The organism is Roseateles oligotrophus, assembly GCF_014204525.1.
Classification (GTDB): domain Bacteria; phylum Pseudomonadota; class Gammaproteobacteria; order Burkholderiales; family Burkholderiaceae_C; genus Paucibacter_A; species Paucibacter_A oligotrophus_A.
The window spans coordinates 958,491-984,301 of the sequence record NZ_JACHLP010000001.1 but is presented as its reverse complement, the minus strand read 5'-3'; the positions used below and the strand labels follow the sequence as shown (position 1 = coordinate 984,301).

Below are 25,811 nucleotides of genomic sequence, written 5' to 3'. Positions count from 1 at the left end.
GAGCGGAATACTGTGTATTTGTACAGTATATGGCAGGGCGCGGCGGCCAGAAAGCTTCTCGGGAGGCCGGGCGGGCCGGCGTTCAAGATTTCTCGCAGACATCCTTTGATTGAGGGGCCTCTCGCTTCCGGTCCTGTTTTAGGGGTCAAAATCAGGGTTTTCACCAGTTCGTCATCTTTGTGGAGCCGGAAGCCATGACCTTGCAGACGCCTTTGGCGGCGATAGAGACGAGCCGTTTACTGCTGCGCGAGCCGGCCGCAGCCGATCTGGCCGCGATCTTCGAGATCCATGCCGATCCCATCACCAACCGCTTCAACCCCGGCGGCCCCATGCGTTCCGTCCAGGAGGCCGAGGTCTTGCTGCAGGGCTGGCTCGCGCATTGGCGGGCGCAGGGCTATGGTTACTGGGCGATTGCGGCGCGGCAGCAGCCCGAGCAATTGCTGGGCTTTGGCGGCATCATGGCCAAGCCCATCGAGGGGCAGACGGGCTTGAATCTGTACTTCCGCTTCCGCCCCCAGGCCTGGGGCCAGGGCTATGCCTCGGAGATGGCCCTGGCCGCGCTGGCCCTGGCTTTCGAGCAGCTCCATGCCCCGGCCGTGCTGGCCGTGGTGCGGCCGGCCAATATGCCTTCGCGCAAGACGCTGGAGCGCATCGGCATGCGGCTCAAGGGCTCGCTCGCCGATGTGCCCGGCCAGGCGCCCAGCCTGCTCTACGAGATGGGGGCCAGGCATTACGCCAACACCCCGCACACCCTGCCCATGCCGACGCCTTTCGGCGCGTAATTTTGACATCGGGCCGACGTCGGTTCTGGCGCAGAATCGGCGGCGAAGATGGTCTTCCGCCATCTCGAACCGGGGATGTTTCGAATGCAGAACAAGCGTAGAAAAATTCTGAGTGCCTTGCTGGTGCTGGCTGCCGTGGCAACACAGGGTTTGGTGCAGGCCCAGACGCCCAGCGCCATGACGCCCAAGCTCAGCGGCGTGTTGTTTGAAAACGTGCGGGTTTTCAATGGTACGGCCGACAAGCTCTCCGCCCCGGCCAATGTGCTGGTGATGGGCAATGTGGTGAAGACGATTTCCAGCGCGCCCATCTCGGTGCCGGCCGGCGCCGAGGTGAGCCGGGTGCAAGGCGAGGGCCGCACCCTGATGCCGGGCCTGATCGACGCCCACACCCACATCATGTTTGCCACCGTGCCGCAGCTGGTCATCCTCACCAGCGATGTGGGCTTCGTCAATGTGGCGGCGGTGAAGGCGGCCAACGATACCTTGATGCGCGGCTTCACCACCATCCGCGACCTGGGCGGGCCGGTGTTCGGCCTCAAGCGTGGCATCGATATGGGCTTGGTCAATGGGCCGCGCATCTTCCCCTCCGGTGCCTTCATCTCGCAGACCGGCGGCCATGGCGACTTCCGCCTGCCTAATGAATTACCCGTGCGGCCCGGCGAGTACAGCTTCAGCGAGCGTGTGGGCGCCGCCGTCATCGCCGACAACGCTGACACCGTGCGCCAGCGCAGCCGCGAGCTGCTGGCCCTGGGCGCCTCCCAGCTCAAGCTGATGGCCGGCGGCGGTGTGTCCTCCAACTACGACCCGCTGGACGTGACCCAGTACACCGTGCCCGAGCTGCGGGCCGCCGTCGAGGCGGCCGAGAATTGGGGCACTTATGTGACCGTCCATGCCTACACGCCGCGGGCGGTGCGCCAGGCCATCGAGGCCGGCGTGCGCTGCATCGACCATGGCCAGTTGCTGGACGACGCCACCGCCAAGCTGATGGCCGAGAAGGGCATCTGGTGGAGCTTGCAGCCTTTTGTCGATGACCATCCCTCGCCCTTTCCCGAGGGTTCCGCCAACCGCCTGAAGCAGTTGGAGATGTTCAGCGGCACCGACACCGCCTACGCCCTGGCGCGCAAGTACAAGATCAAGACGGCCTGGGGCACCGACACCTTGTTCGACGCCGCCGTGGCCGCCACCCAGGGCGAGCAACTGGCCAAGATGACGCGCTGGTTCAGCCCGGTGGAGGTCTTGAAGATGGGCACCTCGGTGAACGCCGAGTTGCTGGCCCTGGCCGGCGCGCGCAGCCCCTATCGCGGCCGCCTGGGCGTGGTGGCGGAGGGCGCCCTGGCCGATCTGCTGCTGGTGGACGGCAACCCGCTCGAGAACATCCAGTTGATCGCCAACCCGGCCAAGAACTTCTTGGTGATCATGAAGGATGGCAAGGTCTACAAGAACGCCTTGCCGTCCTGAGCCTGCGCCCGGCAGCGCTTCCTCTGGGCTCAGGCCTTGGGGAAGCTCTGCAACCCGGCCAGATTGAGCACGCGCAGGCCGCCGTATTCGATGCTGATCAGCTGATCGCGGGCCAGGCGGTTGAGGGCCTGGTTGACGCGCTGGCGCGACAAGCCCACCAGATAGCCCAGCTCCTGCTGGGTGATGCGCAGCAGGCTGCCCACGCCGGGGTAGAGCTGGGGGTGGAAGAGGGCGGCCAGATTGCGGGCCACGCGCAGATCGGGGTCGCTGATGCGGTCGATCTCGCGCGCGGCGATGAACTGGCCCAGGCGCTCGTTCAACTGGTTGAGCATGAAGCGGTTGAAGGCCAGGCTGTTTTCCAGCAGCTCGTGAAAACTGTCGATGGGCAGGCCGGCCACGATGCTGGGCCGCAGCACCTGGATGTTGTAGCGGTAGCACTCGCGCTTGAGCAAGGTGCCCTCGCCGAACCAGCCGCCCGGTGGCACGCCGGTGAAGGTGATGGCCTGGCCTGATGAATCGTCATTGCTCATCTTCAGCAGGCCGTCGATCACGCCGAACCAGAAATTGGCCTTGCGGCCGATGCGACAGATGCGCTCGCCCACCTCGGCATCGGCCACCTCCAATTGGGCCACCGTGCGCTCGCGCTGCTCGGGGCTCAGCAGACTCAGCCAGGGGATGGCGGCGAGCTCGGCTGTGGTGGCGGTTCTGGCACGTTGGCGCAGGGCGACATGACCTGATACATCGACGGAGTGCATCCCGCAGTGTTCCTTGCCGAGGGTGACAGGAAGCTTACAAATGCTGGCGCAAAACCCCCGGGAAAGCACGCCCCGGAGTCTCCCTAGGATTGTCGTTGTAATGACAGGCAAGCGTCAAAGTCGCGCCTACTATCCAGGCACAACAAAGCCGCCGGGCCTGCCGTTTTGCGGCCAGCCCAGCGAGCCAGAAGGAGACAATTCCGGTGGACGACGAAGCAAGCAAGGGGACAACCTTCCCGCGCCTTCTGCTGGCCCATGCGGCCCAGCGGCCCGAGGCTGCCGCCCTGCGCGAGAAGGAATACGGCATCTGGCAGACCCTCAGCTGGGCCCAGCTGGCCGCGCTGGTGCGCGAGCTGGCGCACGGCCTGGCGCAGGCGGGCCTGCGGCGTGGCGACCATCTGCTGGTGCTGGGCGAGAACCGGCCGCGCTTGTCGGCCGCCATGCTGGCCGCGCAGTCCCTGGGGGCCGTGCCGGTGCCGCTTTATCAGGACGCCGTGGCGGCCGAGTTTGTGTTCCCGGTCAATAACGCCGAGATCGCGTTTGCGGTGGTGGAGGACCAGGAGCAGGTCGACAAGATGCTGGAGCTGCGCGAGCAGCTGCCCCGGCTGGGCCATATCTGGTTCGACGATCCGCGCGGCCTGCGCAGCTATGCCGAGCCTGGCCTGGCCTCGCTGGACCAGCTCTGCGCGGCCGGCCGCGCCCATGCCGAGCTGCATCCGGGCTTTTATGCCGAGGCGGTGGCCCAGGGCCGCGCCAGCGACGTGGCGGCGATGTTCTTCACCTCGGGCACGACGGGCAATCCCAAGGGCGTGGTCCACACCCACGCCAGCCTGATCGACCGCGCCCAGGCCGGTGCGCGCTTTGACAAGCTGACGTCCGCCGAGGAGGTGCTGGCCTATCTGCCGCCCGCCTGGATAGGCCAGAACATCTTCAGCTATGCCCAGTGGATGGCCTGCGGCTATGTGGTCAACTGCCCCGAGTCCAGCAGCACAGTCAGCATCGATCTGAAGGAGATCGGCCCGACCTACTACTTCGCCCCGCCGCGGGTCTTCGAGGGCTTGCTGACCAGCGTGATGATTCGCATGGAGGACGCCTCCGCGCCCAAGCGCTGGCTGTTCCAGGCCTGCATGAAGCTGGCCCGCCGCGTCGGCCCGGCGCTGATGGACGGCAAGCCGGTCGGCTTGTTGGACCGCTTGAAATACGCATTAGGGAACCTGGCCATCTACGGGCCGCTGCGCAACACCCTGGGTTTCAGCCGGGTGCGGGTGGCCTACACCGCGGGCGAGGCCATAGGCCCCGATCTGTTCAGCTTCTACCGCAGCATAGGCATCAATCTCAAGCAGCTTTATGGCTCGACCGAGACGGCGGTCTTCGTCTGCCTGCAGCCGGACCATGAGGCGCGCGCCGACACGGTGGGTGTGCCCATCGAAGGCGTGGAAATCAAGTTGAGCGGCAGCGGGGAGATCCTCGTCAAGTCGCCGGGTTTGCTCAGGGGCTATTACAAGAACGAGGCGGCCACCGCCGAGGTGCTGACGGCGGAGGGTTGGTACCACACCGGCGACGCCGGCTTCATCGACGCGCATGGCCATCTGAAGATCATCGACCGTGCCAAGGACGTGGGCCGGCTCCGGGGCGGCGCTTTCGACGCCGCCATGTTCGCGCCCAAATATGTGGAGAACAAGCTCAAGTTCTTTGCCCATATCAAGGAGGCCGTGGCCTTTGGCGACGGGCGCGAGAAGGTCTGCGCCTTCATCAATATCGATTTCGACGCGGTGGGCAACTGGGCCGAGCGGCGCAATATCGCCTACGCGGGCTATACCGATCTGGCGCAAAAGCCCGAGGTCTATGCCCTGATCCGCGACTGCGTGGAGCAGGTCAACGCCGACCTGGCCGAGGACGAGCTGCTGGCCGGCAGCCAGATCTGCCGCTTCCTGATCCTGCACAAGGAGCTGGACGCCGATGACGGCGAGCTGACCCGCACCCGCAAGGTCAGGCGTGGTGCCATCGCGGAGAAATACGCGGTCTTGATCGACGCGCTGTACGAGGGGAAAAGCTCGCAGTTCATCGAGACGGCGGTGCGTTTCGAGGACGGCCGGACGGGCTCGGTGTCAGCGGATCTCAAGATTAGCGATGCCAAGACATTCGCGCCAGCAAGCACGAGGAGGGCGGCCTGATGGCTGACAAAAAGATCGGCGATGTCATCCTCGACATCAAAAACATCAGCCTGAGCTTCGGTGGCGTCAAGGCGTTGACGGACATCAGCTTCAATGTGCGCGAGCATGAGATCCGCGCCATCATCGGCCCCAACGGCGCGGGCAAGAGCTCCATGCTCAACTGCATCAACGGCGTCTACCAGCCGCAGCAGGGTGCTATCGCTTTCCGCGGCAAGACCTTCAAGCACCTCAGCTCACGCCAGGTGGCCGAGATGGGCGTGGCCCGCACCTTCCAGAACCTGGCCTTGTTCAAGGGCATGAGCGTGCTGGACAACATCATGACCGGCCGCAGCCTGCATATGAAGACCGGCCTTTTGATGCAGGCCTTGCGTTGGGGCCCGGCCGAGCGCGAGGAGAGCGCCCAGCGCGAGAAGGTCGAACGCATCATCGACTTCCTGGAGATCCAGGCCCATCGCAAGACCCCCGTGGGCCGTCTGCCCTACGGCCTGCAAAAGCGGGTGGACCTGGGCCGCGCCCTGGCCATGGAGCCCCAGGTGCTGCTGCTGGACGAGCCCATGGCCGGCATGAATGTGGAGGAGAAGCAGGATATGTGCCGCTTCATCCTCGACGTCAACGACGAGTTCGGCACCACCATCGTGCTGATCGAACACGATATGGGCGTGGTGATGGACATCTCGGACCGGGTCGTCGTGCTGGACTACGGCAAGAAGATAGGCGATGGCGCCCCCGATGAGGTGCGGGGTAACGAAGACGTGATCCGCGCCTATCTCGGCACGACGCATTAAAGGGCTGGCCATGGGATTTTTGATTGAAACCATCTTCGGCGGCCTGATGACGGGCATGCTGTACTCCCTGATCGCGCTGGGCTTTGTGCTGATCTACAAGGCCAGCGGGGTGTTTAATTTCGCGCAGGGCGCCATGGTGCTGTTTGCCGCCCTGGCCATGGCGCGCTTCACCGAATGGATACCGCTGTGGACGGGCATCAGCCATCCGGTGCTGGTCAATGTGCTGGGCTTTAGCGCCGCCTGCGCGGTGATGGTGGCGGTGGCTTGGGGCGTGGAGCGGCTGGTGCTGGGCAAGCTGGTCAACCAGGAGGGCATCACGCTCTTGATGGCCACCATCGGCGTGACCTATCTGCTCGAAGGCCTGGGCCAGACCCTGTTCGGCTCGGACATCTACAAGATCGATGTGGGCATGCCCAAGGACCCGATCTTTCTGTTCGAGAAGGCTTTCGAGGGCGGCGTGCTGGTCAATAAGGAAGACCTTTATGCCGCCCTGATCGCCGCGGCCATGGTGGTCTTGCTGGCCCTGTTCTTCCAGAAAACTTCCACCGGCCGGGCCCTGCGCGCCGTGGCCGACGACCACCAGGCGGCCCAGTCCATCGGCATCCCGCTCTCGCGCATCTGGATCATCGTCTGGAGCGTGGCCGGCGTCGTGGCCCTGGTGGCGGGTGTCATCTGGGGCAGCAAGTTAGGGGTGCAGTTCTCGCTCTCCCTGGTGGCGCTGAAGGCCTTGCCGGTGGTGATCCTGGGCGGCCTGACCTCGGTGCCCGGCGCCATCATTGGCGGCCTGGTGATAGGCGTGGGCGAGAAGGTCTCCGAGGTCTATCTGGGCCCGCTGATGGGCGGCGGCATCGAGATCTGGTTTGCCTATGTGCTGGCGCTGCTGTTTCTGCTCGTTAGGCCGCAAGGGCTTTTCGGCGAGAAGATTATTGACCGCGTCTGAACTTGCTAAGGGGAATACATGCTTTACCGTGAGAACGGCCAGTTCAAAACCTCTTACCGCGCCGACAGCCAGATCTTCGCCATCCGGCAGGACCGCATCGCCATGCTGGCCTTGCTGCTGCTGGCCTTTGGGCTGCTGCCGCTGCTGGCCTCGGACTATCTGTTCAGCGCCATCCTGATCCCCTTTCTGATCCTCTCGCTGGCGGCCCTGGGCCTGAATGTGCTGGTCGGTTATTGCGGCCAGATCTCGCTGGGCACGGGGGCTTTCATGGCCGTCGGGGCTTACGCGGCCTATAACTTCCAGGTCCGCATCGAGGGCATGCCCTTGATCGCCTCCATCCTGCTGGGCGGCCTGTGCGCCACCGCGGTGGGTGTGCTGTTCGGCATCCCCTCGCTGCGCATCAAGGGCCTGTACCTGGCGGTGGCGACGCTGGCGGCGCAGTTCTTTTGCGACTGGGCTTTTCTGCGCATCAAATGGTTCACCAACAACTCCTCCTCGGGCAATGTCTCGGTGTCGGACTTGCATGTGCTGGGCGTCTCGCTGGACGCGCCGGTGCAGAAGTATTTGTTTGTGCTGAGCTTTGTCGGCCTCTTTGCCCTGCTGACCAAGAACCTGGTGCGCGGCGCCATCGGCCGCGAGTGGATGGCCATGCGCGATATGGACGTGGCCGCCAGCGTCATCGGCATCCGCCCGGTCTATGCCAAGCTGAGTGCTTTTGCCGTCAGCAGCTTCATCGTCGGCGTGGCCGGCGCGCTGTGGGGCTTTGTGCATCTGGGCTCCTGGGAGCCGGCGGCCTTCTCCATAGACCGCAGTTTCCAGCTGCTCTTCATGGTCATCATCGGCGGCCTGGGTTCGGTGATGGGCAGCTTTTTTGGCGCGGCCTTCATCATCTTCCTGCCCATCGTGCTGAATCAGCTGCCGCAGGCCTTGGGCATTCCTATCGGCACCGAGACGGCCTCCCATCTGGAGCTGATGGTGTTCGGCGCCCTGATCATTTTCTTTCTCATCAAAGAGCCGCATGGCCTGGCGCGGCTGTGGTCCACGGCCAAGGAGAAGCTGCGCCTCTGGCCCTTCCCGCATTGAACATCTGATCGATTCCTACAACCCTCACAGGAGACAAGCATCATGAAGCTGAAGACATTTGCCATCGCCAGCGCCCTGACGGCCCTGGGCCTGAGCGCTCTGGTGAGCGAGGCCCTGGCGCAGGCCAAGGAGCAGTTCTTCCCTCTGCTGGTCTACCGCACCGGCCCCTATGCGCCGAACGGCACGCCCTGGGCCAATGGCAAGCAGGACTACCTCAAGATGATCAATGCCCGCGACGGCGGGGTGAACGGCGTCAAGCTGACTTTCGAGGAATGCGAGACCGGCTATGCCACCGACAAGGGCGTGGAATGCTATGAACGGCTGAAGGGCAAGGGCGCCTCGCTGTTCGACCCCCAGGCCACCGGCATCACCTTCGCGCTGACCGACAAGGTCATCAAGGACAAGATCCCGCTGATCACCCTGGGCTATGGTCTGGCGGCCTCGCAGGACGGCGGCGTGTTCAAGTGGAACTTCCCGCTGATGGGCAGTTACTGGACGGCGGCCGATATGCTGATCCAGCATCTGGCCAAGAAGGAGGGCGGCTTCGACAAGCTCAAGGGCAAGAAGATCGCCCTGGTCTACCACGACTCGCCCTTCGGTAAGGAGCCCATGCCCTTGCTGGACGAGCGCCAGAAGATGCATGGCTTCGAGCTGATCAAGATCCCCGTCACCGCGCCCGGCGTGGAGCAGAAGTCCGCCTGGCTGCAGGTGCGCCAGCAGCGGCCCGACTTCGTCTTGCTGTGGGGCTGGGGCGTGATGAACTCCACCGCGCTGAAGGAGGCCCAGGCCACCGGCTATCCGCGCGAGAAGATGTATGGCGTCTGGTGGGCCGGCGCCGAGCCCGATGTCAAGGACGTGGGCGAGGGCGCCAAGGGCTATAACGCCCTGGCCCTGAACACCTCGGGCCAAAGCCCCAAGGTGATCCAGGACATCCTCAAGCATGTGCACGAGAAGGGCCAGGGCACAGGCCCCAAGGACGAGGTCGGCTCGGTGCTCTACACCCGCGGGCTGATCATCCAGATGCTGGGCATCGAGGCCGTGCGCCGCGCGCAGGAGCGCTTCGGCAAGGGCAAGGTGATGACGGCCGAGCAGGTGCGCTGGGGCCTGGAGAACCTGGCCCTGGACCAGAAGCGCCTCGACGCCCTGGGCTTTGCCGGTGTGTTGCGCCCCATCAGTACCTCCTGCCAGGACCATATGGGTTCGACCTGGGCGCGCGTCCATACCTGGGATGGTGCCAAGTGGAACTTCAGCTCCGACTGGCTGCAGGCCGATGAGCAAATCCTCAAGCCCATGGTCAGGGCGGCGGCGGACAAATACGCCGGCGAAAAGAAGCTGGAGCGCCGCGCCCCCGCTGATTGTCAATCTTGATCCGCTGAGTGAGGAAGGTAGGTCGGGTTAGCGAAAGCGTAACCCGACGCTTCGCCGGTAGGTCGGGTTTAGCTAACGCCAACCCGACCTAGGGCTGATTTGAAGAGGCAAGAATGAGCAATGTGCTGCTGAATGTGAACGGCATCGAGGTCATCTACAACCATGTGATCCTGGTGCTCAAGGGCGTGTCCCTGCAGGTGAAGGAGGGCGGCATCGTCGCCTTGCTGGGCGGCAATGGCGCGGGCAAGACCACCACCTTGCGGGCCGTCTCCAATCTGCTGGCGGGGGAGCGCGGCGAGGTCACCAAGGGTTCCATCGAGCTGCGCGGCGAGCCCATCCACAAGCTCAGCACGGCCGAGATGGTGGAGCGCGGCGTGGTTCAGGTGATGGAGGGCCGGCATTGCTTCGCCCACCTCAGCATCGAGGAAAACCTGCTGACCGGCGCCTACACCCGCAAGGACGGCAGCAAGGCCGTGCAGCAGACCCTGGACAAGGTCTACAACTACTTCCCCCGGCTGAAGACCCGACGCACTTCGCAAGCCGCCTACACCTCGGGCGGCGAGCAGCAGATGTGCGCCATCGGCCGCGCCCTGATGGCCAATCCCAAGATGGTCTTGCTGGACGAGCCCTCCATGGGCCTGGCGCCGCAAATCGTCGAGGAGGTGTTCGAGATCGTCAAAGACCTGAACAGCAAGGAAGGCGTGACCTTTTTGCTGGCCGAGCAGAACACCAGCATGGCTTTGCGTTATGCCGACTACGGCTACATCCTGGAAAGCGGCCGGGTGGTGATGGACGGCGAGGCCAAGGCCTTGCGCGAGAACGAGGACGTGAAGGAGTTTTACCTCGGCACCGGCGGTGGCGACCGCAAGAGCTTCAAGGACGTGAAGAGCTACAAGCGCAGAAAGCGCTGGCTGGCATGAGCGGGGAAGAAGACTTTTTCGCCCCGCCGGCCTTCAAGCCCGAGCAGGCCTTGCTGACGCTCAAGCGCCATCTGCGAGATCTGCGCGCGCTGCAGAACCGCGGCGACAGCTTTTTGCTGCAGGGCCAGGTCGTGCTGGAGTTCAGCCTTGCCGACGGGTGCTTGCAGGCGCGCCTGGCCAAGCGCCCGGCGCAAAGGCCGGAATGGGATTTGAAGCTCTGCAAGAACAGCGCCGATGTGCGCAGCCTGCAAGACGAGATCAAGCGCCGCCTGGCGCGCTGGACGGATGAGAGCCAATGACCAGCCCCGACACATTTTTTGACGCGCTGGAAACCCGCGACCCGCAGCTGCGCGAGCAGGCCTTGCTGGCCGCCTTGCCGGCCCAGATCGCCCATGCCCAGGCCAACACCAGGGCCTATGCCGAGATCCTGGCCGGCGTGGCGGCCAGCAGCATCGATAGCCGTGCCGCCCTGGCCCGGCTGCCGGTGATACGCAAGAGCGAGCTGTTAGCCCGCCAGCAGGCACAGCGGGCCGAGGATCCCTTTGGTGGTTTTGCAGCCATCGGCTGGACCGGCCTGCTGCGGGCCAGCGGTGCGCGCCGGGTCTTCCAGTCGCCCGGCACGATTTACGAGCCCGAGGCCGATGGTGAGGGCCCCGACTACTGGCGCGTGGCCCGCGCCCTGCATGCCGCCGGCATGCGGGCCGGCGACTTGCTGCACAACGGCTTCAGCTACCACCTGACCCCGGCCGGCGCCATGATGGAAGGCGGCGCCCATGCCTTGGGGCTCACCGTCTTCCCCGGCGGCGTGGGCAATACCGAGCTGCAGCTGCAGGCCATGGTCGAGCTGCGCCCGCAGGGTTTTGTGGGCACGCCCAGCTTTTTGAAGATTCTGCTGGACAAGGCGGCCGAGAGCGCCGCGGATGTCGGCAGCCTGCGCAAGGCCTTGTTCAGCGGCGAGGCCTTCACGCCCTCGCTGCGCGACTGGTTTGCGGCGCGCGGGGTGCAGGGTTTTCAGTGTTATGCCACGGCCGATCTGGGCCTGATCGCCTACGAGACCGCGGCCCGCGAGGGCCTGGTGCTGGCCGAAGGCGTGATCGTCGAGATCGTCCGCCCAGGCACGGGCGAGCCTCTGCCCGATGGCGAGGTGGGCGAGCTGGTCGTGACCACGCTGACGCCCGGCTACCCGCTGATCCGCTTCGGCACCGGCGATCTCTCGGCCTTCATGCCCGGCAGCTGCCCCACGGGGCGCAGCAATCGCCGCATCCGCGGCTGGCTGGGCCGGGCCGATCAGTCGGCCAAGGTGCGCGGCATGTTTGTCCATGCCGGCCAGGTGGCCGAGGCCTTGCGGCGCTTTCCCGGCCTGGGCCGGGCGCGCCTGGTGGTGGAGGGCGAGATGGCGCAGGACCGCATGTGCCTGAAGGTGGAGCTGGCGGGCGCGGCGCCCGAAGGCCTGGCCGAGGGCCTGGCCCAGGCCATGCGCGAGATCACCAAGCTGCGCTGCGAGGTGCTGCTGCTGCCGGCCGGCAGCCTGCCCAATGACGGCAAGGTGATCGAGGACGCGCGCAGCTATCAGTGAGCCCTGCGCTGATCTACGTAATACCCGTTAGCGGCGCCGCCGCTCCCCGGCCTAGCATGCCAGCTGCGCGGTCGTTCGCGCCGGGTGGGAGAGATGGCAAATAAAAAACGATTCGGCAGGCGCCGGCTAACAATTATTTTGAGCGTAACTTTGGGGCTGCTGGCGGCGCAGAGCGCGCGGGCGGAGTTCCCCGAACATCCCATCACCCTGGTCGTACCCTTTCCGGCCGGCGGCCCCACCGATTTGCTGGCCCGCGACCTGGCCGAGGCCCTGCGCAAAACCCTGGGCGTGGCGGTGCAGCGCGAAAACATTGGCGGCGGTGGCGGCACGGTGGGCGCGGCCAAGGTGGCGCGCGCCACAGCCGACGGCTACACCTTGCTGCTGCATCACATCGGCATGGCCACGGCGCCCTCCCTGGTGCCGGGCCTGAGCTACAAGCCGCTGGAAGACTTTGACTATCTGGGCCTGATCAACGAGCTGCCCATGGTGCTGGTGGGCCGGCCCGGCCTGCCGGCCAAGAACTATGCGGAGCTGAGCCAGTGGATGGTGAGCAACCGCGGCAAGATCAATCTGGCCAATGCCGGCCAGGGTTCGGCCTCGCATCTGTGCGGCATGCTGTTCCGCAGCGTCACCCATCTGGACCTGCGCACGGTGCGCTACCGCGGTGCTTCGCCGGCCATGGCCGATCTGCTGGCCGATCAGGTCGATCTTTTGTGCGACCAGACCAGCGACACCGCCGCCCAGATCGCGCGTGGCCGCATCAAGGCCTATGCCGTGACCAGCACCCAGCGCCTGACGACGCTGCCCAATCTGGCCGCCGTGCCCACGCTGGATGAGCTGGGGCTGAAGGGTTTTTCGGTCTCGGTCTGGCATGGCTTGTACGCCCCGCATGGCACGCCCAAGCCGGCGCTGGACAAGCTCGCCGCCGCCCTGCAGCAGCTCAGGGCCGACCCGGCTTTTCGCGCCGCGCAGGCCGCCCAGGGCGCCACCTTGATCGAAGACGGCCGCAGCCAGGGCGCCGAGCACAAGAAGTTCGTCAAGGCCGAGATCGCCAAATGGGGCGCGGTGATACGTGCGGCGGGCAGTTATGCCGATTAGTTCACGCGTAGCGGGATGGTCACCGGCCCGTCGTTGAGCAGGCTCAGCTGCATATCGGCGCCGAATTCGCCGCCCGCCACCTCGGGGTGCAGGCGCCGCGCCTGGGCCAGGCAGTGCTCGTAGAGGCGGCGGCCCAGCTCTGGCCCCGCAGCACCCGTAAAGCTGGGGCGTTTGCCGCTGCTGGTGTCGGCCGCCAGCGTGAATTGCGAGACGATCAAGAGCCCGCCCCGCACATCCTGCAGGCTCAGATTCATCTTGCCCGCCGCGTCGCCGAAGATGCGCAGGCCCAGCACCTTGTTGATCAGCTTGTCGGCCTGCGCCTCGGTATCGCCGGGCTCGGCACAGACCAGCACAGCCAGGCCTGGGCCGATGGCGCCCACCACCCGGCCGGCCACTTCGACCTGGGCGTGTTTGACTCTTTGCAGCAGGGCGATCACAGGGTCTCCTGATTGAAGAAATGGCCCGCATTGTCTCTGCCCTGACGCCGGGTTTTGCCGGGGTGCGCCCTACAATCGCGGCCTCATTCCTGCTACTTTCATCGCCGTCATGAAACACGAGTCCGCCGCTCCCGCTGCCACCACGGATGTCTCCCACATCGCCCCGCGCGAGAAGGCGGAGATCCTCTCCCAGGCCCTGCCCTACATCCGCAAATTCCACGGCAAGACCATCGTCATCAAATACGGCGGCAATGCCATGACGGACCCGGCCCTGCAGCAGGACTTTGCCGAGGACGTGGTGCTGCTGAAGCTGGTGGGCCTGAACCCGGTGGTCGTGCATGGCGGCGGCCCGCAGATCGAGGGTGCGCTGAGCCGCCTGGGCAAGAAGGGCCATTTCATCCAGGGCATGCGCGTCACCGACGAGGAGACCATGGAGGTGGTCGAGTGGGTGCTGGCCGGCCAGGTGCAGCAAGACATCGTGGGCCTGATCAATGTGGCCGGCGGCAAGGCCGTGGGCCTGACGGGCCGCGACGGCGGCATGATCCGCGCCAAAAAGCTCAAGATGCTGGACAAGGACGATCCGGCCAAGGAACACGATATCGGCCAGGTGGGCGATATCGTCAGCATCGACCCCAGCGTGGTCAAGGCGCTGCAGGACGATCAGTTCATCCCCGTCATCAGCCCCATCGGTTTCGGTGAGAGCAATGAGAGCTACAACATCAACGCCGATGTGGTGGCCGGCAAGCTGGCCGAGGTGCTGAAGGCCGAGAAGCTGGTGCTCTTGACCAACACGCCCGGCGTGCTGGACAAGGCCGGCAATCTGCTGACCGACCTCAGTGCCCGCGAGATCGACGCCTTGTTCGCCGACGGCACCCTGTCCGGCGGCATGCTGCCCAAGATCGCCTCGGCCCTGGACGCCGCCCGCAGCGGCGTCAACGCCGTCCACATCATCGACGGCCGCGTGCCGCATGCGATGCTGCTGGAGATCCTCAGCGATCAAGCTTACGGAACAATGATTCGCTCCCATTGAGGGAGCGAAGGCTTGTTCCGCGTCTGAGCGAAGCGAGGACTTGCAATGATTCGCCCCCACTGATTCGGCAGGCATCGTGCGGGCGCCCGTCTGGTTCTTCGATCTCGACAACACCTTGCACAATGCCTCGGCCCAGGTGTTTGGCGAGCTGTCGGCGGCGATGACGGACTACATCGCCCGCCATCTGCAGGTGGATGCCGCCGAGGCCAGCCGTTTGCGCGGCCTTTACTGGCGGCGCTACGGCGCCACCTTGCTGGGCCTGGTCAAGCACCACGGCGTCAGCGCCGCCCATTTCCTGCACGAGACCCATGCCTTGCCGAGCCTGGAGTCGCATGTGCACAGCCATGCCCACGATCTGGCCGCTCTGCGCGAGCTGCCCGGGCGCAAATTCCTCCTGACCAACGCACCCCTGGCCTACGCCTTGCGGGTGCTGCGGGCCTTGGGCGTGGCAGACTGTTTTGAGGCCGTGATCGCGATGGAACAGATGGCCATGTTTGGCGAGTTGCGGCCCAAGCCAGACGCCCGCCTATTCCGCCATCTGCTGGCCCGGCTGCGCCTGCGGCCGGCCGACTGCATCCTGGTCGAAGACACCTTGGAACATCAAAAATCCGCCCGCCGCGTGGGCATGCGGACGGTCTGGATGCAGCGTTGGCTGCGTGCCGCCAGCAAGACCCAAGGCCCGCTTGGCGGGCGCGGCCTGCGCGGCCGCCCGGCCTATGTGGACCGGCGCCTTAGCAGCCTGCGCCAACTCTTGCGTTGAGCGCAATTAAGGAGCTCGGTCTAAACCTCGGGGCCAACCGGTCTGCCTCGATGAAAGCTGAAGATACCGGTGATAGTTGGCATTTCGCTGCGTATTGATCCCATGATCGTAGGGTGAGTTTTGAAGAGGTGGCGCGTTATGGTGTGACATCCCGGTGACGCGTGCTGAGCGGCTCGCGGCACCGGCCGACCGTTTGAAGAGCTTTGTCATTACCGTGAAATCCATGCCTACTTTTTCCGTGCTGATTGTTGAAGACCAGGCCCGGTTTCGCGATGCCTTCGTGCACTCCCTGACCAATGTTCGCGACATCCAGTTGCTGGGCGTCGCGCCCGATCTGATCCAGGGCATGCGTTTGTTCGACCAATACCGCCCCGATGTCTTGCTGGTCGATCTGGACCTGCCGGGCGGCAGCGGGATCGAACTGATACGCCACGCCTCCCATGTCAAACCCGATTGCGAGGTGATGGTGATCTCGGTGTTCGGGGACGAGCAGCATGTGCTGTCCAGCATCGAGGCCGGTGCCACCGGCTATCTGCTGAAGGACAGCCTGGCCCTGGACCTGCCGGGCCAGCTGCGCAGCCTGCGGGCCGGCGGCAGCCCCATCAGCCCCATCATCGCGCGCCGCCTGCTGCTGCGCCTGGCGCCGGCCCCTGCGGGGGCGCCCATGCCCGTGCCGCAAGACCCCTCGATGGGCGCGCTGCTGGAGGAGGATGCGATTGCCCTGTCGGAGCAGGAGTCGCGGGTGCTGCATCTGGCGGCCAAGGGTTTCACCTTTGACGAGATCGCGCAATTCATGAGCGTGTCTTCGCACACGGTGACCACCTATGTGAAGCGGGTCTATCGCAAACTGCATGTGCGCTCCAAGGTGGAGGCCATCTACGAAGCCAGGCGGCTGGGCTGGTTGCGCGACTGAGGCTGGCGGCGGCGGCCAGCTTGAGGGGCTTGCCGGCTGTGACAGAATCCCGGCCAATCTCCCCCTTGAATCCTGTCCCCCGATGCCCGCCTCCTTGCCCGCTCTGTCTCCGTCCGAATCCGCCGTCAGCGAGGAGGTGGCCCTGCCTGTGGCGCAAACCCCCTTGCCGGCTTCGGATGAGGCTCCGGCCGAGGCCGCACCGGCCCGCAAGCGACCCAAGCCCGGCGAGCGCCGCGTGCAGATCCTGCAGACCCTGGCCGGCATGCTGGAGCAGCCCGGCGCCGACCGCGTCACCACCGCCGCGCTGGCGGCCAAGCTGTCCGTCAGCGAGGCGGCGCTGTACCGCCATTTCGCCAGCAAGGCGCAGATGTTTGAAGGCCTGATCGAGTTCATCGAGGGTAGCATCTTCACCCTGCTGAACCAGATCGTCGAGCGCGAAGGTTCGGGCCAGGCCCAGGCGCAGAAGATCGTCGCCGTGCTGATGCAGTTCGGCGAGCGCAATCCCGGCATGACCCGCGTGATGGTGGGCGATGCCCTGGTCTACGAGAACGAGCGCCTGGTGGCGCGCATGAACCAGTTCTTCGACCGCATCGAATCCACGCTGCGCCAGGTCTTGCGCAATGCCGCCGAGGCGCGCGGTTCGGCCACGCCCACGGTGGAGGCCAATGCCCAGGCCTCGGTGCTCTTGAGCTTCATGATTGGCCGCCTGCAGCGCTATGCCCGCTCGGGCTTCAAGCGCCTGCCGACCGAGCAGCTGGAGTTCTCGCTCAAGCTGCTGGTGGCCTGATTTCGCGGGCTTGCCATGACGGATTCCCTGCACGCATTGCTGGCGCGGGCCGAGGGCCTGCTGGCGCGGATGGAGGCCTTGCTGCCGCCGGCTGCGGCGGCGCCCGATTGGTCGGCCTCGCTGGCCTTCCGCTACCGCAAACGGGCGGGGCGCTGCGTGCTGGAGCCGGTGCGCCATGTGGCGCAGATCCGCCTGCAGGATTTGCAGGAAGTCGAGCCGCAAAAGCAGCGCCTGCTGCAGAACACCGCCCAGTTCGTGGCCGGCCGGCCCGCCAACAATGTCTTGCTGACCGGCGCGCGCGGCACGGGCAAGAGTTCGCTGATCAAGGCCTGCTTGAACGAGTTCGCGCCGCAAGGCCTGCGCCTGATCGAGGTGGACAAGGCCGATCTGGTCGAGCTGCCCGATCTGATCGAGCTGGTGGCGGAGAGGCCCGAGCGTTTTGTGATCTTTTGCGACGACCTCAGCTTCGACGAGGGCGAGGCCGGCTACAAGGCCTTGAAGTCGGTGCTGGACGGTTCGGTCGCCGCCGCCAGCGACAATCTGCTGATCTACGCCACCAGCAATCGCCGCCACCTGCTGCCCGAGCAGATGCGCGACAACCTGGGCTACAAGCACACCGAGGACGGCGAGGTCCATCCCGGCGAGGCGGTGGAGGAGAAGATCTCGCTGTCCGAGCGCTTCGGCCTCTGGCTGAGCTTCTACCCCTTCAGCCAGGACGAATACCTGGCCATTGCCGCCCAGTGGTTGCGCGCCCTGGGCGTGAGCGAGGCGCAGATCACGGCCGCCCGCCAGCCGGCCCTGGTGTGGGCGCTGGAGCGCGGCTCGCGCTCGGGCCGGGTGGCTTATCAGTTTGCCCGCGATCTGGCCGGGCGCGGCGGGCTGGAGGCCTCGCAGGAACCTAGCCATGCCGCGGCCAGCACCCCGCCTCCCGAAGGTCTGGACCATGTCTGAGAGTTTGATTTGAAGCAAGAACAAGAAGAATCCGTGGCGGCTGTCCGCAAGGCCGTGGATGTGGCCGTGGGCGTGCTGGTGGAGCGCGATGCCCAGGGCCGCGAAGGGCGTTTTCTGCTGACCTCACGCCCGGTCGGCAAGGTCTATGCCGGCTACTGGGAATTCCCCGGCGGCAAGCTGGAGGCGGGTGAGAGCGTGGAGCAGGCGCTGGCGCGCGAGCTGCACGAGGAGCTGGGCATCACGATAGGCTCGGCCCATGCCTGGCAGGAGCTGACCATGGACTACGAGCATGCCCGTGTGCGCCTGCACTTCTGCAAGGTCTACGAGTGGAGCGGCGAGTTCGAGATGCGCGAGCAGCAGGCCATGGCCTGGCAGGAGCTGCCGGTGCAGGTGCAGCCGGTCCTGCCCGGCACCATTCCCGTGCTGGACTGGTTTGCCGCCGAACGCGGCTTTGTCGGCGCCACCTATCTGACGGGGGCTGAGGCCTGAGCTCCGCCCCCCCACTACACTCAGGGCGATGAACTGCTTGGATCACATCAAATGGGACGCCGCCGGCCTGGTGCCGGTGATCGCGCAGGAGCATGGCACGGGCGATGTGCTGATGTTTGCCTGGATGAATCGCGAGGCCTTGCAACTGACCATGGACAAGGGCGAGGCGGTGTACTGGAGCCGCTCGCGCAACAAGCTCTGGCACAAGGGCGAGGAATCCGGCCATATCCAGAAGGTGCACGAGATGCGCCTGGACTGCGATAACGATGTGATCCTGCTGCGCATCACGCAGCAGGGGCATGAGCCCGAGTCACCTTCAATTGCCTGCCACACCGGGCGGCACAGCTGCTTTTACCAACGTTTTGAAGCGGGCAGCTGGGTGGCGGTCGAGCCGGTACTCAAGGACCCCGAGAAGATTTACAAATGAGCGCCATCAGCAATCAGGACATCCTGGCCCGCGTGGCCGCCGTGATCGAGTCGCGCAAGCCCAGCCATGGCGGCGACCCCGCCACCAGCTATGTGGCCAAGCTGTTTGATAAAGGCCTGGATGCGATTCTCAAAAAGGTCGGCGAGGAAGCCTGCGAGACGGTGATGGCGGCCAAGGATGGCGACGCGCAAAAGATCGTCTACGAGGTGGCCGATCTCTGGTTCCACTCGCTGATCGCGCTCGCGCATTTCGGCCTCAAGCCCGAACAGGTCCTGGCCGAGCTGGCGCGCCGCGAGGGCTTGTCGGGCCTGCAGGAGTTTGCCGCCCGCGGCAAGAGCATGGAGGAGGAACCCAATGACTGATGAAATCGCCGATACGGTGCTGCTGGACCCGCAGCGCGAGCAATCCCTGCGCAGCGTGGGTTTGGTCAGTTATCTGCTGCACACGATTGTGGCGGTGGGGGCGGTGCTGCCGGGCGTGCAGGCCAGCGTCTTCTTGCTGCTGCTGGCGGTGATTCTGGATCTGGTCAAGCGCGATGAGGCGGCCGGCAGCTGGCAGGCCTCGCACTTCAGCTGGCGCTTGCGCAGCGTGATGTGGGCGGGCGGCCTGTATCTGCTCACGTCTCCGCTCTGGCTCTTGCTGCTGGTGCCGGGCTGGATTGCCTGGGCGCTGATCTCGATCTGGTTCCTCTACCGCATCGTGCGGGGCTGGACCACCATGAACGCCGGCCGGGCCATTGTCTGAGCCCTGGCCGAGCGCATTTGCCTGACGGAACAACTATGTCTGCCACCGATCCCAACTGCCTGTTCTGCAAAATCGTCGCGGGCCAGATCCCCAGCCGCAAGGCTTTTGAAGACGAGCATCTGCTGGCCTTCCACGACATCCACCCCTGGGCGCCGGTCCATGTGCTGATCATCCCCAAGCTGCATATCGCGACGATGGCGGAGGTGGGCGAGCAACATGCCGAGCTGCTGGGCCGCATGGCTGTGCTGGCGCCGCGCCTGATGCGCGAGCTGGGTGTGACGAATGGCTTTAGAACCGTCATCAACACCGGGCCGGACGGCGGGCAGGAGATCTACCACCTGCATATGCATGTGATGGGTGGCCCGCGGCCCTGGCTCAAGGGCTGAGAGGCTGAGAACTTTTTACTGCGCGGCCGTCAGGCGTCGTTGGGCGGTGCTCGGAATCCTCACGTACAGGGAGTACGTTCCGGTTCCTGTGCTCCGTCCGCCAAGGCCAGAGGCCTTGGCCTTTGCTAGGCACAGGAAGTCCTCAGGACTTCCTGTGTCCGACCTCAGCCTAGCCTGACGACCGCTCGCTACAAAAGTTCTCAGCCTTTGAGGGGCGCGCTCCAAGCGTCGGCTGCGGGCGGCCGCCCGGGTCTGCTCCGCCTGACTCTTTCGCAAAAACTGTCATGCGGGCCCACTAGAATCTGACCATCTACCGTAGGAGAAAAATCATGGGTTCATTCAGCATTTGGCACTGGCTCATCGTTCTTGTGATCGTGGTGCTGGTGTTTGGAACCAAGAAGTTGAAGAACGTCGGCAATGACCTGGGTTCGGCCGTCAAGGGTTTCAAGGACGGCATGAAGGACGGCAGCGCCGCGCCCGAGGCTCCGGCGCAGCAGGTCACGGCCAACAAGGCCAGCGACAGCAATACCGTCGACGTCGAAGCCAAGACCAAATCTTGATCTTCGCGATGCGACTCACCCGGCGCCTCCAGCATGCTTGATTTCGGCTTTGACAAGATCGCCCTGATCGGCGCCGTGGCCCTGGTCGTGCTGGGCCCCGAGCGCCTGCCGCGCGTGGCCCGCACCGTGGGCCATTTGCTGGGCAAGGCGCAGCGCTATGTGGCCGACGTCAAGGCCGAGGTCAACCGCTCCATCGAGCTGGAAGAGCTCAAGAAGATGAAGGGCGGCATCGAAGAGGCGGCACGCGATATCGGTGCCTCGGTGCAGCAGGAGATCAACTCCGCCAGCCAGGTCTTCGAGCAGACTTGGGGCGATGCGAGCACCGGCCTGGATCCGGACAGCAGCTATGCCTACGAGGGCGGGCCGCTGAGCTCGGCGCGCTCCGGCTACCAGGCGCCCAAGAAGAACTGGCGGGTCAAGCGCAGCGCCACCCCGCAGTGGTACAAGCAGCGTCAAGGCGTGCGTCGTTATGTGCAGTCGGGCGCCGCCCGGGTGGCGCGTTTCCGTCCGCCCTCTGCCAAGGTTTAGGCTTCCTCGCACCGAACCCCTGATTCCCCATGACCGATTCCCACAAGCCCGAGGATGAGCTCGCCGGCACCGAACAGCCTTTTGTCTCCCATCTGATCGAGCTGCGCGACCGCCTGGTGCGCGCCAGCATCGCGGTGGCGGTGGTGTTCGGCATTCTGGCCGTCTTCCCCGGCCCCTCCGCGCTCTACGACCTGCTGGCCGCGCCCCTGGTGGCGCATCTGCCCAAGGGCTCGACCATGATCGCCACCAATGTGATCTCGCCCTTTCTGGTGCCCCTGAAGATCACGCTGATGGCGGCCTTCTTCCTGGCCTTGCCGGTGGTGCTCTACCAGGTCTGGGCCTTTGTGGCGCCGGGCCTGTATTCGCACGAGAAGCGTCTGGTGATGCCGCTGGTGGTCTCCAGCACCGTGCTCTTCTTCGTTGGCGTGGCGTTCTGCTACTTCTTCGTCTTTGGCCAGGTGTTCAAGTTCATCCAGGGTTTTGCACCCAAGAGCATCATGGCGGCGCCCGATATCGAGGCCTATCTGAGCTTTGTGATGTCCATGTTCATCGCCTTCGGCGCCGCTTTCGAGGTGCCGGTGGTGGTGGTGGTGGCGGCCCGCATGGGCTTGGTGACGGTGGCTAAATTGCGCGAGTGGCGCGGCTACTTCATCGTCCTGGCCTTTGTGATCGCGGCCGTCATCACGCCGCCCGATGTGGTCTCGCAGCTGGCCCTGGCCATTCCCATGTGCATCTTGTACGAGCTGGGGGTGTTTGCCGCGGGCTATTTCATCCGCTACTCCAAGACGCCGGATGACGAGGCCGGCGAGGCGCAGACCAAGGCCTGAGCCCCGCACAGCTCACTGCGGCCTGGGTTTGGGCCGCTGGGCCACGGTCAGTGCAATCTCCAGCTTTTGCTGGCCGCGCAGCAGGCTCAAGGTGGTGGCGCTCTTGGGTGGCACGGCGGAGATGGCCGTCAGCAATTGGGCCGGGCTGTGGACCACGGCCTTGCCCACCTGCACGATCACATCGCCGGGTTTGACGCCGGCCTTGGCGGCGGGGCCCTCGGCCAGCACGCCGCTGATCAGCACCCCTTCGTGAATGGGCAGCTTGAAGGCCTCGGCGAACTCAGGGGTCAGCTCGCGCAATTGCACGCCTATCCAGCCGCGCTGCACCTGGCCATCGCGCAGCAGGCTTTCCATCACCTGGGTGGCGGTGTTGATGGGGATGGCGAAGCCAATCCCCAAGCTGCCGCCGCTGCGCGAGTAGATGGCGGTGTTGATGCCGACCAGGCGGCCGGCCTCGTCCACCAGGGCGCCGCCGGAGTTGCCGGGGTTGATGGCGGCATCGGTCTGGATGAAGTTCTCGAAGGTGTTGATGCCCAACTGATCCCGCTCCAGGGCGCTGACGATGCCCGAGGTGACGGTCTGACCCACATTGAAGGGGTTGCCTATGGCCAAGACCACATCGCCCACCTGCAGACCTTCCACCTGGCCCAGCTGGATGACGGGCAGGCCGGGCAGATCGATCTTGAGTACGGCGATATCGGTCTCGGGGTCGGTACCGACCAGGCTGGCGCGGGCCTGGCGGCCGTCGGTCAGCATGACCTCGATATCCGAGGCCCCCTCCACCACATGGCTGTTGGTGAGCAGATAGCCCTGTTCGGAGACGATCACGCCCGAGCCCAGGCCGGTCTGGGGGCGGCGCTCCTGCGGCGGGTTCTGGCCGCGCGGGCCGAAGTGGAAGCGGTGCCAGCGCTCGTCGCTGCCGGCATTGCGGGCCGGGGCCTTGCTGGCCATGACGCTGACCACCGCCGGTGCGGCCCGCTTGGCGGCGAGGCTGTAGCCGCCGCGATGGGTGTCCACCGCCTTAGCCTCCGCTCGGCCCGCCGCCAGCGGGGCGCTGGCGCCCAGCACAATCGGCTGGGCCGGGTTCGCACGGCGCAGCCAATCGGGCTTGAGCGTGCTCAGCACGAACAGCAGGGCCAGGCCCACCGTGGTGGCCTGAGCGAAAATCAACCAAAGTCTGCGCACGCCTCAAACCCTCTCTCTATCAAACAACAAACACGCCATGGTGCATAGAAACGATCTCGACCGCCATCTCCATGCCTTGCTGGAGACGGCTCGCTTCAAGGATTATGGGCCGAATGGTTTGCAGGTCGAGGGCAGGGAGGAGATTGGCCATCTGGTCTGCGGCGTGACCGCCAGTGCCGCCCTGATCGACGCGGCCATCGCCGCCAAGGCCGATGCCCTGCTGGTACACCACGGCCTGTTCTGGCGCGGCCAGGACGGCCGCGTCACCGGCTGGATGAAGCAGCGCCTGGCCAAGCTCTTGGCGCATGACATCAATCTCTACGCCTACCACCTGCCGCTGGACGCCCATGCCGAGCTGGGTAATAACGCCCAACTCGGGCGGCTGCTGGGCTGGACGGCCGAGGCCCGCTTTGGCGAGCAGGAGCTGGGCTGGCTGGGCCGGCTGCCCGAGGCCTGCACGCTGGGCGAGTTGGCCACCCATCTCGAAAAAGCCCTGGGCCGCAGCACGGTGCAGGCGGCGGGCGATGGCCGGCCGCTGCGCCGCGTGGCCTGGTGTACCGGTGGGGCCCAGGGTTACTTTGAGGCGGCGATTGCGGCCGGCGCCGATGTTTTCGTCACCGGCGAAATCTCCGAGCCGCAAGCCCATTACGCCGCCGAGACCGGCGTGGCCTTCATCGCCGCCGGCCACCACGCCACCGAGCGCTACGGCGTGCAGGCCCTGGGCCAGCAGCTGGCAAGCCAGTTCGGACTGAGGCAGCAATTCATCGACATCGCCAATCCGGCTTAGCGCTTAGTTTTGATGCGCCAGCGCGTAGGCGATGGCCGCGCGCACCGCCGTGACCTGGGCGTCTACGCATTGCTGGGGCGTCGTGCGCGGGCTGTCGGGGTAGACCTCGGTGGTGGTGCTGAAGCGCGCGGCCGTGATCGCGGCGCACAGGCCTTTCGTCGCCACCGCGAAGCTGATGACGCCGGGCGACTGCAAGGGGCTGCCGATGATCAGGCCCTTGGCGTCGGCCGGCGCGATATGGGTGACGGCGGCCACCGCCTCGATGACGGCGCGCTGGAAGGCCGGCTGCGGACGCTCCGCGTCATCGACGAGGTAGAAGCCATCGGGCACGGTGTCGGGCTCAAAGGCTTCACCGTCGCGCGCGGCCAGGGCGGGGCGGAACTCGGCTTCATCGCTGTCCGTGGTCTCGTGCAGGTCGATGTGCATGAGCACCCGGCCGCGCAGCGGCGCCAGCAGGGCGAACAGTGCGGCCGACTCGCCGACCGGGCTGCCGGGGCGGAAGTTGCGGTTGGGGTCCAGGGCATCGTGGTTCCAGCGCTGGATGCGCTCGTAAGCCCAGGGGCTTACGCAGGGCGCGACCAGCAGATTGGCGCGGCCGGCCGTTTCCAGCCCATGCTCGCGCAGGAATTGCAGGGCGCCCAGCACGCCGCTGGTCTCGTAACCATGCACACCGCCGGTGACCACCAGTACCGGCAACTCATCGCGCCAGCCGCGGCTGTGCAGGGCCAGCAGCGGGAAATGCTGGTCCTCGTAGTCCAGCGCGCCGTATTCGATGAGGTCGAAGTCCGCGCCCAGTGGCCTGATGGCGGCGAGCAAGTCCTCGTAGCGACGCTGCCGGACGATGCCGGCGCGCCAGGCCGCGATCTCGGGCTGGCCCCAGGGCTGGCCGGGCGTGCCGATGGGATAGGTGGGGGCGTGTTGAGTCATGGTGGGATCGGTCAGCCGGCGAAGTGCCGGGGGCGCAAAAGAATAGCGCATGCGCCTGAGTGAAAATCAACGCTGAGCCCGCCATCCTGAGCCCCTCCCGCATGAACACGACAACAAAACCCTTGCCCCTGCTGATCACCCAGGGTGATGTCTGCGGCATCGGCCCCGAGATCATCACCCGCGCCTTTGCCCAGGGGCATGCGGCGGATTGCCGCGTGGTGGGCGATGTGGCGGTTATGCGCCGTGCCCTGCGTCAAATCGGCGCCAGCCTGCCGGTCCTGCGGCTGGAGACGCCGGATGAGCCGGTGCCCCCGGGCAGCTTGCCGGTCTGGCAGCCGCCGGGCCTGGCGCCGGGCTTGATCGAGCTGCCGCAAGGCCGCGTCGAGGCCCGCGCGGGCGCGGCGGCAGCGCTGTGCATCGAGGCGGCGGTGCGGGCCGTGCAAGCCGGGCAGGGCGGCACCATCGTCACCGCGCCCATCCACAAGGAGGCCTTGCATGCGGCCGGCGTGGCCTACCCCGGCCACACCGAGATGCTGCAGGCCCTGGCCGCGGTGGACGGTGTCGCGCCGCCGGTGCGCATGATGCTGGCCAACGAGGAGTTGCGCACGGTGCTGGTGACCATTCATTGCGCCCTGCGGGAGGCCATCGAGGGCATCAGCGAGGCGGCGGTTTTGGAAACGATCAGCATCAGCCACGCGGCCTTGCTGCGCTTTGGCTTCAAGCAGCCGCGCATCGCGGTGGCCGGCCTGAATCCGCATGCGGGCGAGGGCGGCTTGTTCGGGCGCGAGGAGATCGAGCACATCGCCCCTGCCATCGCCCATGCCCGCCGCCTGGGCCTGGACGCCAGCGGCCCCTATGCGCCGGACACGGTGTTCATGCGCGCTCGCAACACGGCCGAGCATCCCGGTGAATTCGATCTGGTCGTGGCCATGACGCATGACCATGGCCTGATCCCGGTCAAATACCTGGGCGTGGAGCAGGGCGTCAACGTGACGCTAGGCCTGCCCTTTGCACGCACCAGCCCCGACCACGGCACGGCGTTTGACATCGCCGGTCAGGGCCTGGCCGACGCCGCCAGCCTGGTGGCGGCAATCCGCATGGCGCGGCGCTTGGTGGGCGAGCCCCTGCGCTGAT

The 25,811-nt window shown here is 65.8% G+C and carries 30 protein-coding genes; 26 read left to right on the top strand and 4 right to left on the bottom strand.

Annotated elements, in window-relative coordinates; translation table 11 throughout:
* The first annotated feature begins 194 nt into the window (after nucleotides 1-194).
* Nucleotides 195-782 carry a GNAT family N-acetyltransferase gene (locus HNP55_RS04425; RefSeq protein ID WP_184296503.1) on the top strand — a complete coding sequence of 196 codons (588 nt, stop codon included), beginning with the start codon at nucleotides 195-197 and terminating at the stop codon, nucleotides 780-782.
* Between the two features lie 84 nt (nucleotides 783-866).
* Nucleotides 867-2,240: a metal-dependent hydrolase family protein gene (locus HNP55_RS04420; RefSeq protein ID WP_184296501.1), complete on the top strand. Its 1,374-nt coding sequence runs from the start codon at nucleotides 867-869 to the stop codon at nucleotides 2,238-2,240.
* A 29-nt stretch (nucleotides 2,241-2,269) separates the two neighbouring features.
* On the opposite strand, the gene HNP55_RS04415 is transcribed toward HNP55_RS04420, so the two are convergent.
* Nucleotides 2,270-2,995, bottom strand: coding sequence for a Crp/Fnr family transcriptional regulator (locus tag HNP55_RS04415; protein ID WP_184296499.1), 726 nt, complete (start codon nucleotides 2,993-2,995; stop codon nucleotides 2,270-2,272).
* A gap of 203 nt (nucleotides 2,996-3,198) precedes the next feature.
* Between HNP55_RS04415 and HNP55_RS04410 the strand changes: the two genes are divergently transcribed.
* From HNP55_RS04410 to HNP55_RS04370, 9 genes are all read left to right on the top strand, one after another.
* A complete protein-coding gene (locus tag HNP55_RS04410; protein WP_184296497.1) occupies nucleotides 3,199-5,169 on the top strand; it encodes an AMP-binding protein in 1,971 nt (656 codons plus the stop codon).
* Nucleotides 5,169-5,954, top strand: a complete 786-nt coding sequence (locus tag HNP55_RS04405; RefSeq protein WP_184296495.1) for an ABC transporter ATP-binding protein — start codon at nucleotides 5,169-5,171, stop codon at nucleotides 5,952-5,954. Before HNP55_RS04410 ends, HNP55_RS04405 begins: the two co-directional genes overlap by 1 nt.
* Nucleotides 5,955-5,964: 10 nt before the next feature.
* Nucleotides 5,965-6,894 carry a branched-chain amino acid ABC transporter permease gene (locus tag HNP55_RS04400; protein ID WP_184296493.1) on the top strand — a complete coding sequence of 310 codons (930 nt, stop codon included), beginning with the start codon at nucleotides 5,965-5,967 and terminating at the stop codon, nucleotides 6,892-6,894.
* A gap of 18 nt (nucleotides 6,895-6,912) precedes the next feature.
* Nucleotides 6,913-7,977 (top strand): branched-chain amino acid ABC transporter permease, encoded by a 1,065-nt coding sequence (locus tag HNP55_RS04395; protein ID WP_184296491.1) that lies wholly within the window; start codon nucleotides 6,913-6,915, stop codon nucleotides 7,975-7,977.
* A gap of 42 nt (nucleotides 7,978-8,019) precedes the next feature.
* The gene (locus tag HNP55_RS04390; protein WP_184296489.1) at nucleotides 8,020-9,345 is read left to right on the top strand and encodes an ABC transporter substrate-binding protein; all 1,326 of its coding nucleotides are present in this window, start codon (nucleotides 8,020-8,022) and stop codon (nucleotides 9,343-9,345) included.
* Between the two features lie 113 nt (nucleotides 9,346-9,458).
* Nucleotides 9,459-10,265: an ABC transporter ATP-binding protein gene (locus tag HNP55_RS04385; protein ID WP_184296487.1), complete on the top strand. Its 807-nt coding sequence runs from the start codon at nucleotides 9,459-9,461 to the stop codon at nucleotides 10,263-10,265.
* Nucleotides 10,262-10,564: a hypothetical protein gene (locus HNP55_RS04380; protein ID WP_184296485.1), complete on the top strand. Its 303-nt coding sequence runs from the start codon at nucleotides 10,262-10,264 to the stop codon at nucleotides 10,562-10,564. Before HNP55_RS04385 ends, HNP55_RS04380 begins: the two co-directional genes overlap by 4 nt.
* Nucleotides 10,561-11,841, top strand: a complete 1,281-nt coding sequence (locus HNP55_RS04375; RefSeq protein WP_184296483.1) for a phenylacetate--CoA ligase family protein — start codon at nucleotides 10,561-10,563, stop codon at nucleotides 11,839-11,841. The genes HNP55_RS04380 and HNP55_RS04375 overlap by 4 nt, the downstream gene beginning before the upstream one ends.
* A 93-nt stretch (nucleotides 11,842-11,934) precedes the next feature.
* Nucleotides 11,935-12,939, top strand: coding sequence for a tripartite tricarboxylate transporter substrate-binding protein (locus tag HNP55_RS04370; protein ID WP_184296481.1), 1,005 nt, complete (start codon nucleotides 11,935-11,937; stop codon nucleotides 12,937-12,939).
* Here HNP55_RS04370 and dtd read toward each other — a convergent pair.
* Nucleotides 12,936-13,376 (bottom strand): D-aminoacyl-tRNA deacylase, encoded by a 441-nt coding sequence (gene dtd / locus HNP55_RS04365; protein WP_184296479.1) that lies wholly within the window; start codon nucleotides 13,374-13,376, stop codon nucleotides 12,936-12,938. The two genes, HNP55_RS04370 and dtd, sit on opposite strands and share 4 nt — an antisense overlap.
* Before the next feature lie 109 nt (nucleotides 13,377-13,485).
* On the opposite strand from dtd, the gene argB reads away from it, so the two are divergent.
* The 13 genes from argB (at nucleotide 13,486) to tatC (ending at nucleotide 21,778) form a co-directional block, all read left to right on the top strand.
* Nucleotides 13,486-14,406, top strand: a complete 921-nt coding sequence (gene argB, locus HNP55_RS04360; protein ID WP_184296477.1) for an acetylglutamate kinase — start codon at nucleotides 13,486-13,488, stop codon at nucleotides 14,404-14,406.
* Between the two features lie 76 nt (nucleotides 14,407-14,482).
* Nucleotides 14,483-15,166: a pyrimidine 5'-nucleotidase gene (locus tag HNP55_RS04355; protein WP_184296475.1), complete on the top strand. Its 684-nt coding sequence runs from the start codon at nucleotides 14,483-14,485 to the stop codon at nucleotides 15,164-15,166.
* 223 nt (nucleotides 15,167-15,389) lie between these two features.
* The gene (locus HNP55_RS04350; RefSeq protein ID WP_184296474.1) at nucleotides 15,390-16,079 is read left to right on the top strand and encodes a response regulator; all 690 of its coding nucleotides are present in this window, start codon (nucleotides 15,390-15,392) and stop codon (nucleotides 16,077-16,079) included.
* Nucleotides 16,080-16,161: 82 nt separating this feature from the next.
* Complete coding sequence (gene slmA, locus HNP55_RS04345; protein WP_184296473.1) at nucleotides 16,162-16,866, top strand: nucleoid occlusion factor SlmA; 705 nt, start codon at nucleotides 16,162-16,164, stop codon at nucleotides 16,864-16,866.
* A 15-nt stretch (nucleotides 16,867-16,881) separates the two neighbouring features.
* Nucleotides 16,882-17,817 (top strand): ATP-binding protein, encoded by a 936-nt coding sequence (locus HNP55_RS04340; protein ID WP_184296472.1) that lies wholly within the window; start codon nucleotides 16,882-16,884, stop codon nucleotides 17,815-17,817.
* Between the two features lie 9 nt (nucleotides 17,818-17,826).
* Nucleotides 17,827-18,306, top strand: coding sequence for an NUDIX domain-containing protein (locus tag HNP55_RS04335; protein WP_281385217.1), 480 nt, complete (start codon nucleotides 17,827-17,829; stop codon nucleotides 18,304-18,306).
* A 28-nt stretch (nucleotides 18,307-18,334) separates the two neighbouring features.
* The gene (gene hisI, locus HNP55_RS04330; protein WP_184296471.1) at nucleotides 18,335-18,733 is read left to right on the top strand and encodes a phosphoribosyl-AMP cyclohydrolase; all 399 of its coding nucleotides are present in this window, start codon (nucleotides 18,335-18,337) and stop codon (nucleotides 18,731-18,733) included.
* On the top strand, nucleotides 18,730-19,095 hold the full coding sequence (locus HNP55_RS04325) for a phosphoribosyl-ATP diphosphatase (RefSeq protein WP_184296469.1): 366 nt from the start codon (nucleotides 18,730-18,732) through the stop codon (nucleotides 19,093-19,095). Before hisI ends, HNP55_RS04325 begins: the two co-directional genes overlap by 4 nt.
* Entirely contained in the window at nucleotides 19,088-19,477 is a 390-nt protein-coding gene (locus HNP55_RS04320) for a DUF4870 family protein (protein ID WP_184296467.1), read from the top strand. Before HNP55_RS04325 ends, HNP55_RS04320 begins: the two co-directional genes overlap by 8 nt.
* Nucleotides 19,478-19,512: 35 nt before the next feature.
* Nucleotides 19,513-19,863 (top strand): histidine triad nucleotide-binding protein, encoded by a 351-nt coding sequence (locus tag HNP55_RS04315; RefSeq protein ID WP_184296465.1) that lies wholly within the window; start codon nucleotides 19,513-19,515, stop codon nucleotides 19,861-19,863.
* Between the two features lie 329 nt (nucleotides 19,864-20,192).
* Nucleotides 20,193-20,423 carry a Sec-independent protein translocase subunit TatA gene (gene tatA / locus HNP55_RS04310; protein WP_184296463.1) on the top strand — a complete coding sequence of 77 codons (231 nt, stop codon included), beginning with the start codon at nucleotides 20,193-20,195 and terminating at the stop codon, nucleotides 20,421-20,423.
* Nucleotides 20,424-20,456: 33 nt separating this feature from the next.
* Nucleotides 20,457-20,951 (top strand): Sec-independent protein translocase protein TatB, encoded by a 495-nt coding sequence (tatB, locus tag HNP55_RS04305; protein ID WP_184296461.1) that lies wholly within the window; start codon nucleotides 20,457-20,459, stop codon nucleotides 20,949-20,951.
* 29 nt (nucleotides 20,952-20,980) lie between these two features.
* On the top strand, nucleotides 20,981-21,778 hold the full coding sequence (gene tatC, locus HNP55_RS04300; protein WP_184296459.1) for a twin-arginine translocase subunit TatC: 798 nt from the start codon (nucleotides 20,981-20,983) through the stop codon (nucleotides 21,776-21,778).
* Nucleotides 21,779-21,790: 12 nt separating this feature from the next.
* Here the strand turns inward: tatC and HNP55_RS04295 are convergent, their stop codons facing one another.
* Nucleotides 21,791-22,963, bottom strand: coding sequence for a trypsin-like peptidase domain-containing protein (locus HNP55_RS04295; RefSeq protein WP_184296457.1), 1,173 nt, complete (start codon nucleotides 22,961-22,963; stop codon nucleotides 21,791-21,793).
* 37 nt (nucleotides 22,964-23,000) lie between these two features.
* Here HNP55_RS04295 and HNP55_RS04290 point away from each other — a divergent pair, with 37 nt between their 5' ends.
* Nucleotides 23,001-23,750, top strand: coding sequence for a Nif3-like dinuclear metal center hexameric protein (locus HNP55_RS04290; protein WP_221439437.1), 750 nt, complete (start codon nucleotides 23,001-23,003; stop codon nucleotides 23,748-23,750).
* Between the two features lie 3 nt (nucleotides 23,751-23,753).
* Here HNP55_RS04290 and HNP55_RS04285 read toward each other — a convergent pair whose 3' ends face one another.
* Nucleotides 23,754-24,677, bottom strand: a complete 924-nt coding sequence (locus tag HNP55_RS04285) for a M14 family metallocarboxypeptidase (RefSeq protein WP_184296455.1) — start codon at nucleotides 24,675-24,677, stop codon at nucleotides 23,754-23,756.
* 101 nt (nucleotides 24,678-24,778) lie between these two features.
* On the opposite strand from HNP55_RS04285, the gene pdxA reads away from it, so the two are divergent.
* Nucleotides 24,779-25,810: a 4-hydroxythreonine-4-phosphate dehydrogenase PdxA gene (gene pdxA / locus HNP55_RS04280; protein ID WP_184296453.1), complete on the top strand. Its 1,032-nt coding sequence runs from the start codon at nucleotides 24,779-24,781 to the stop codon at nucleotides 25,808-25,810.
* Nucleotide 25,811 lies beyond the last annotated feature (1 nt).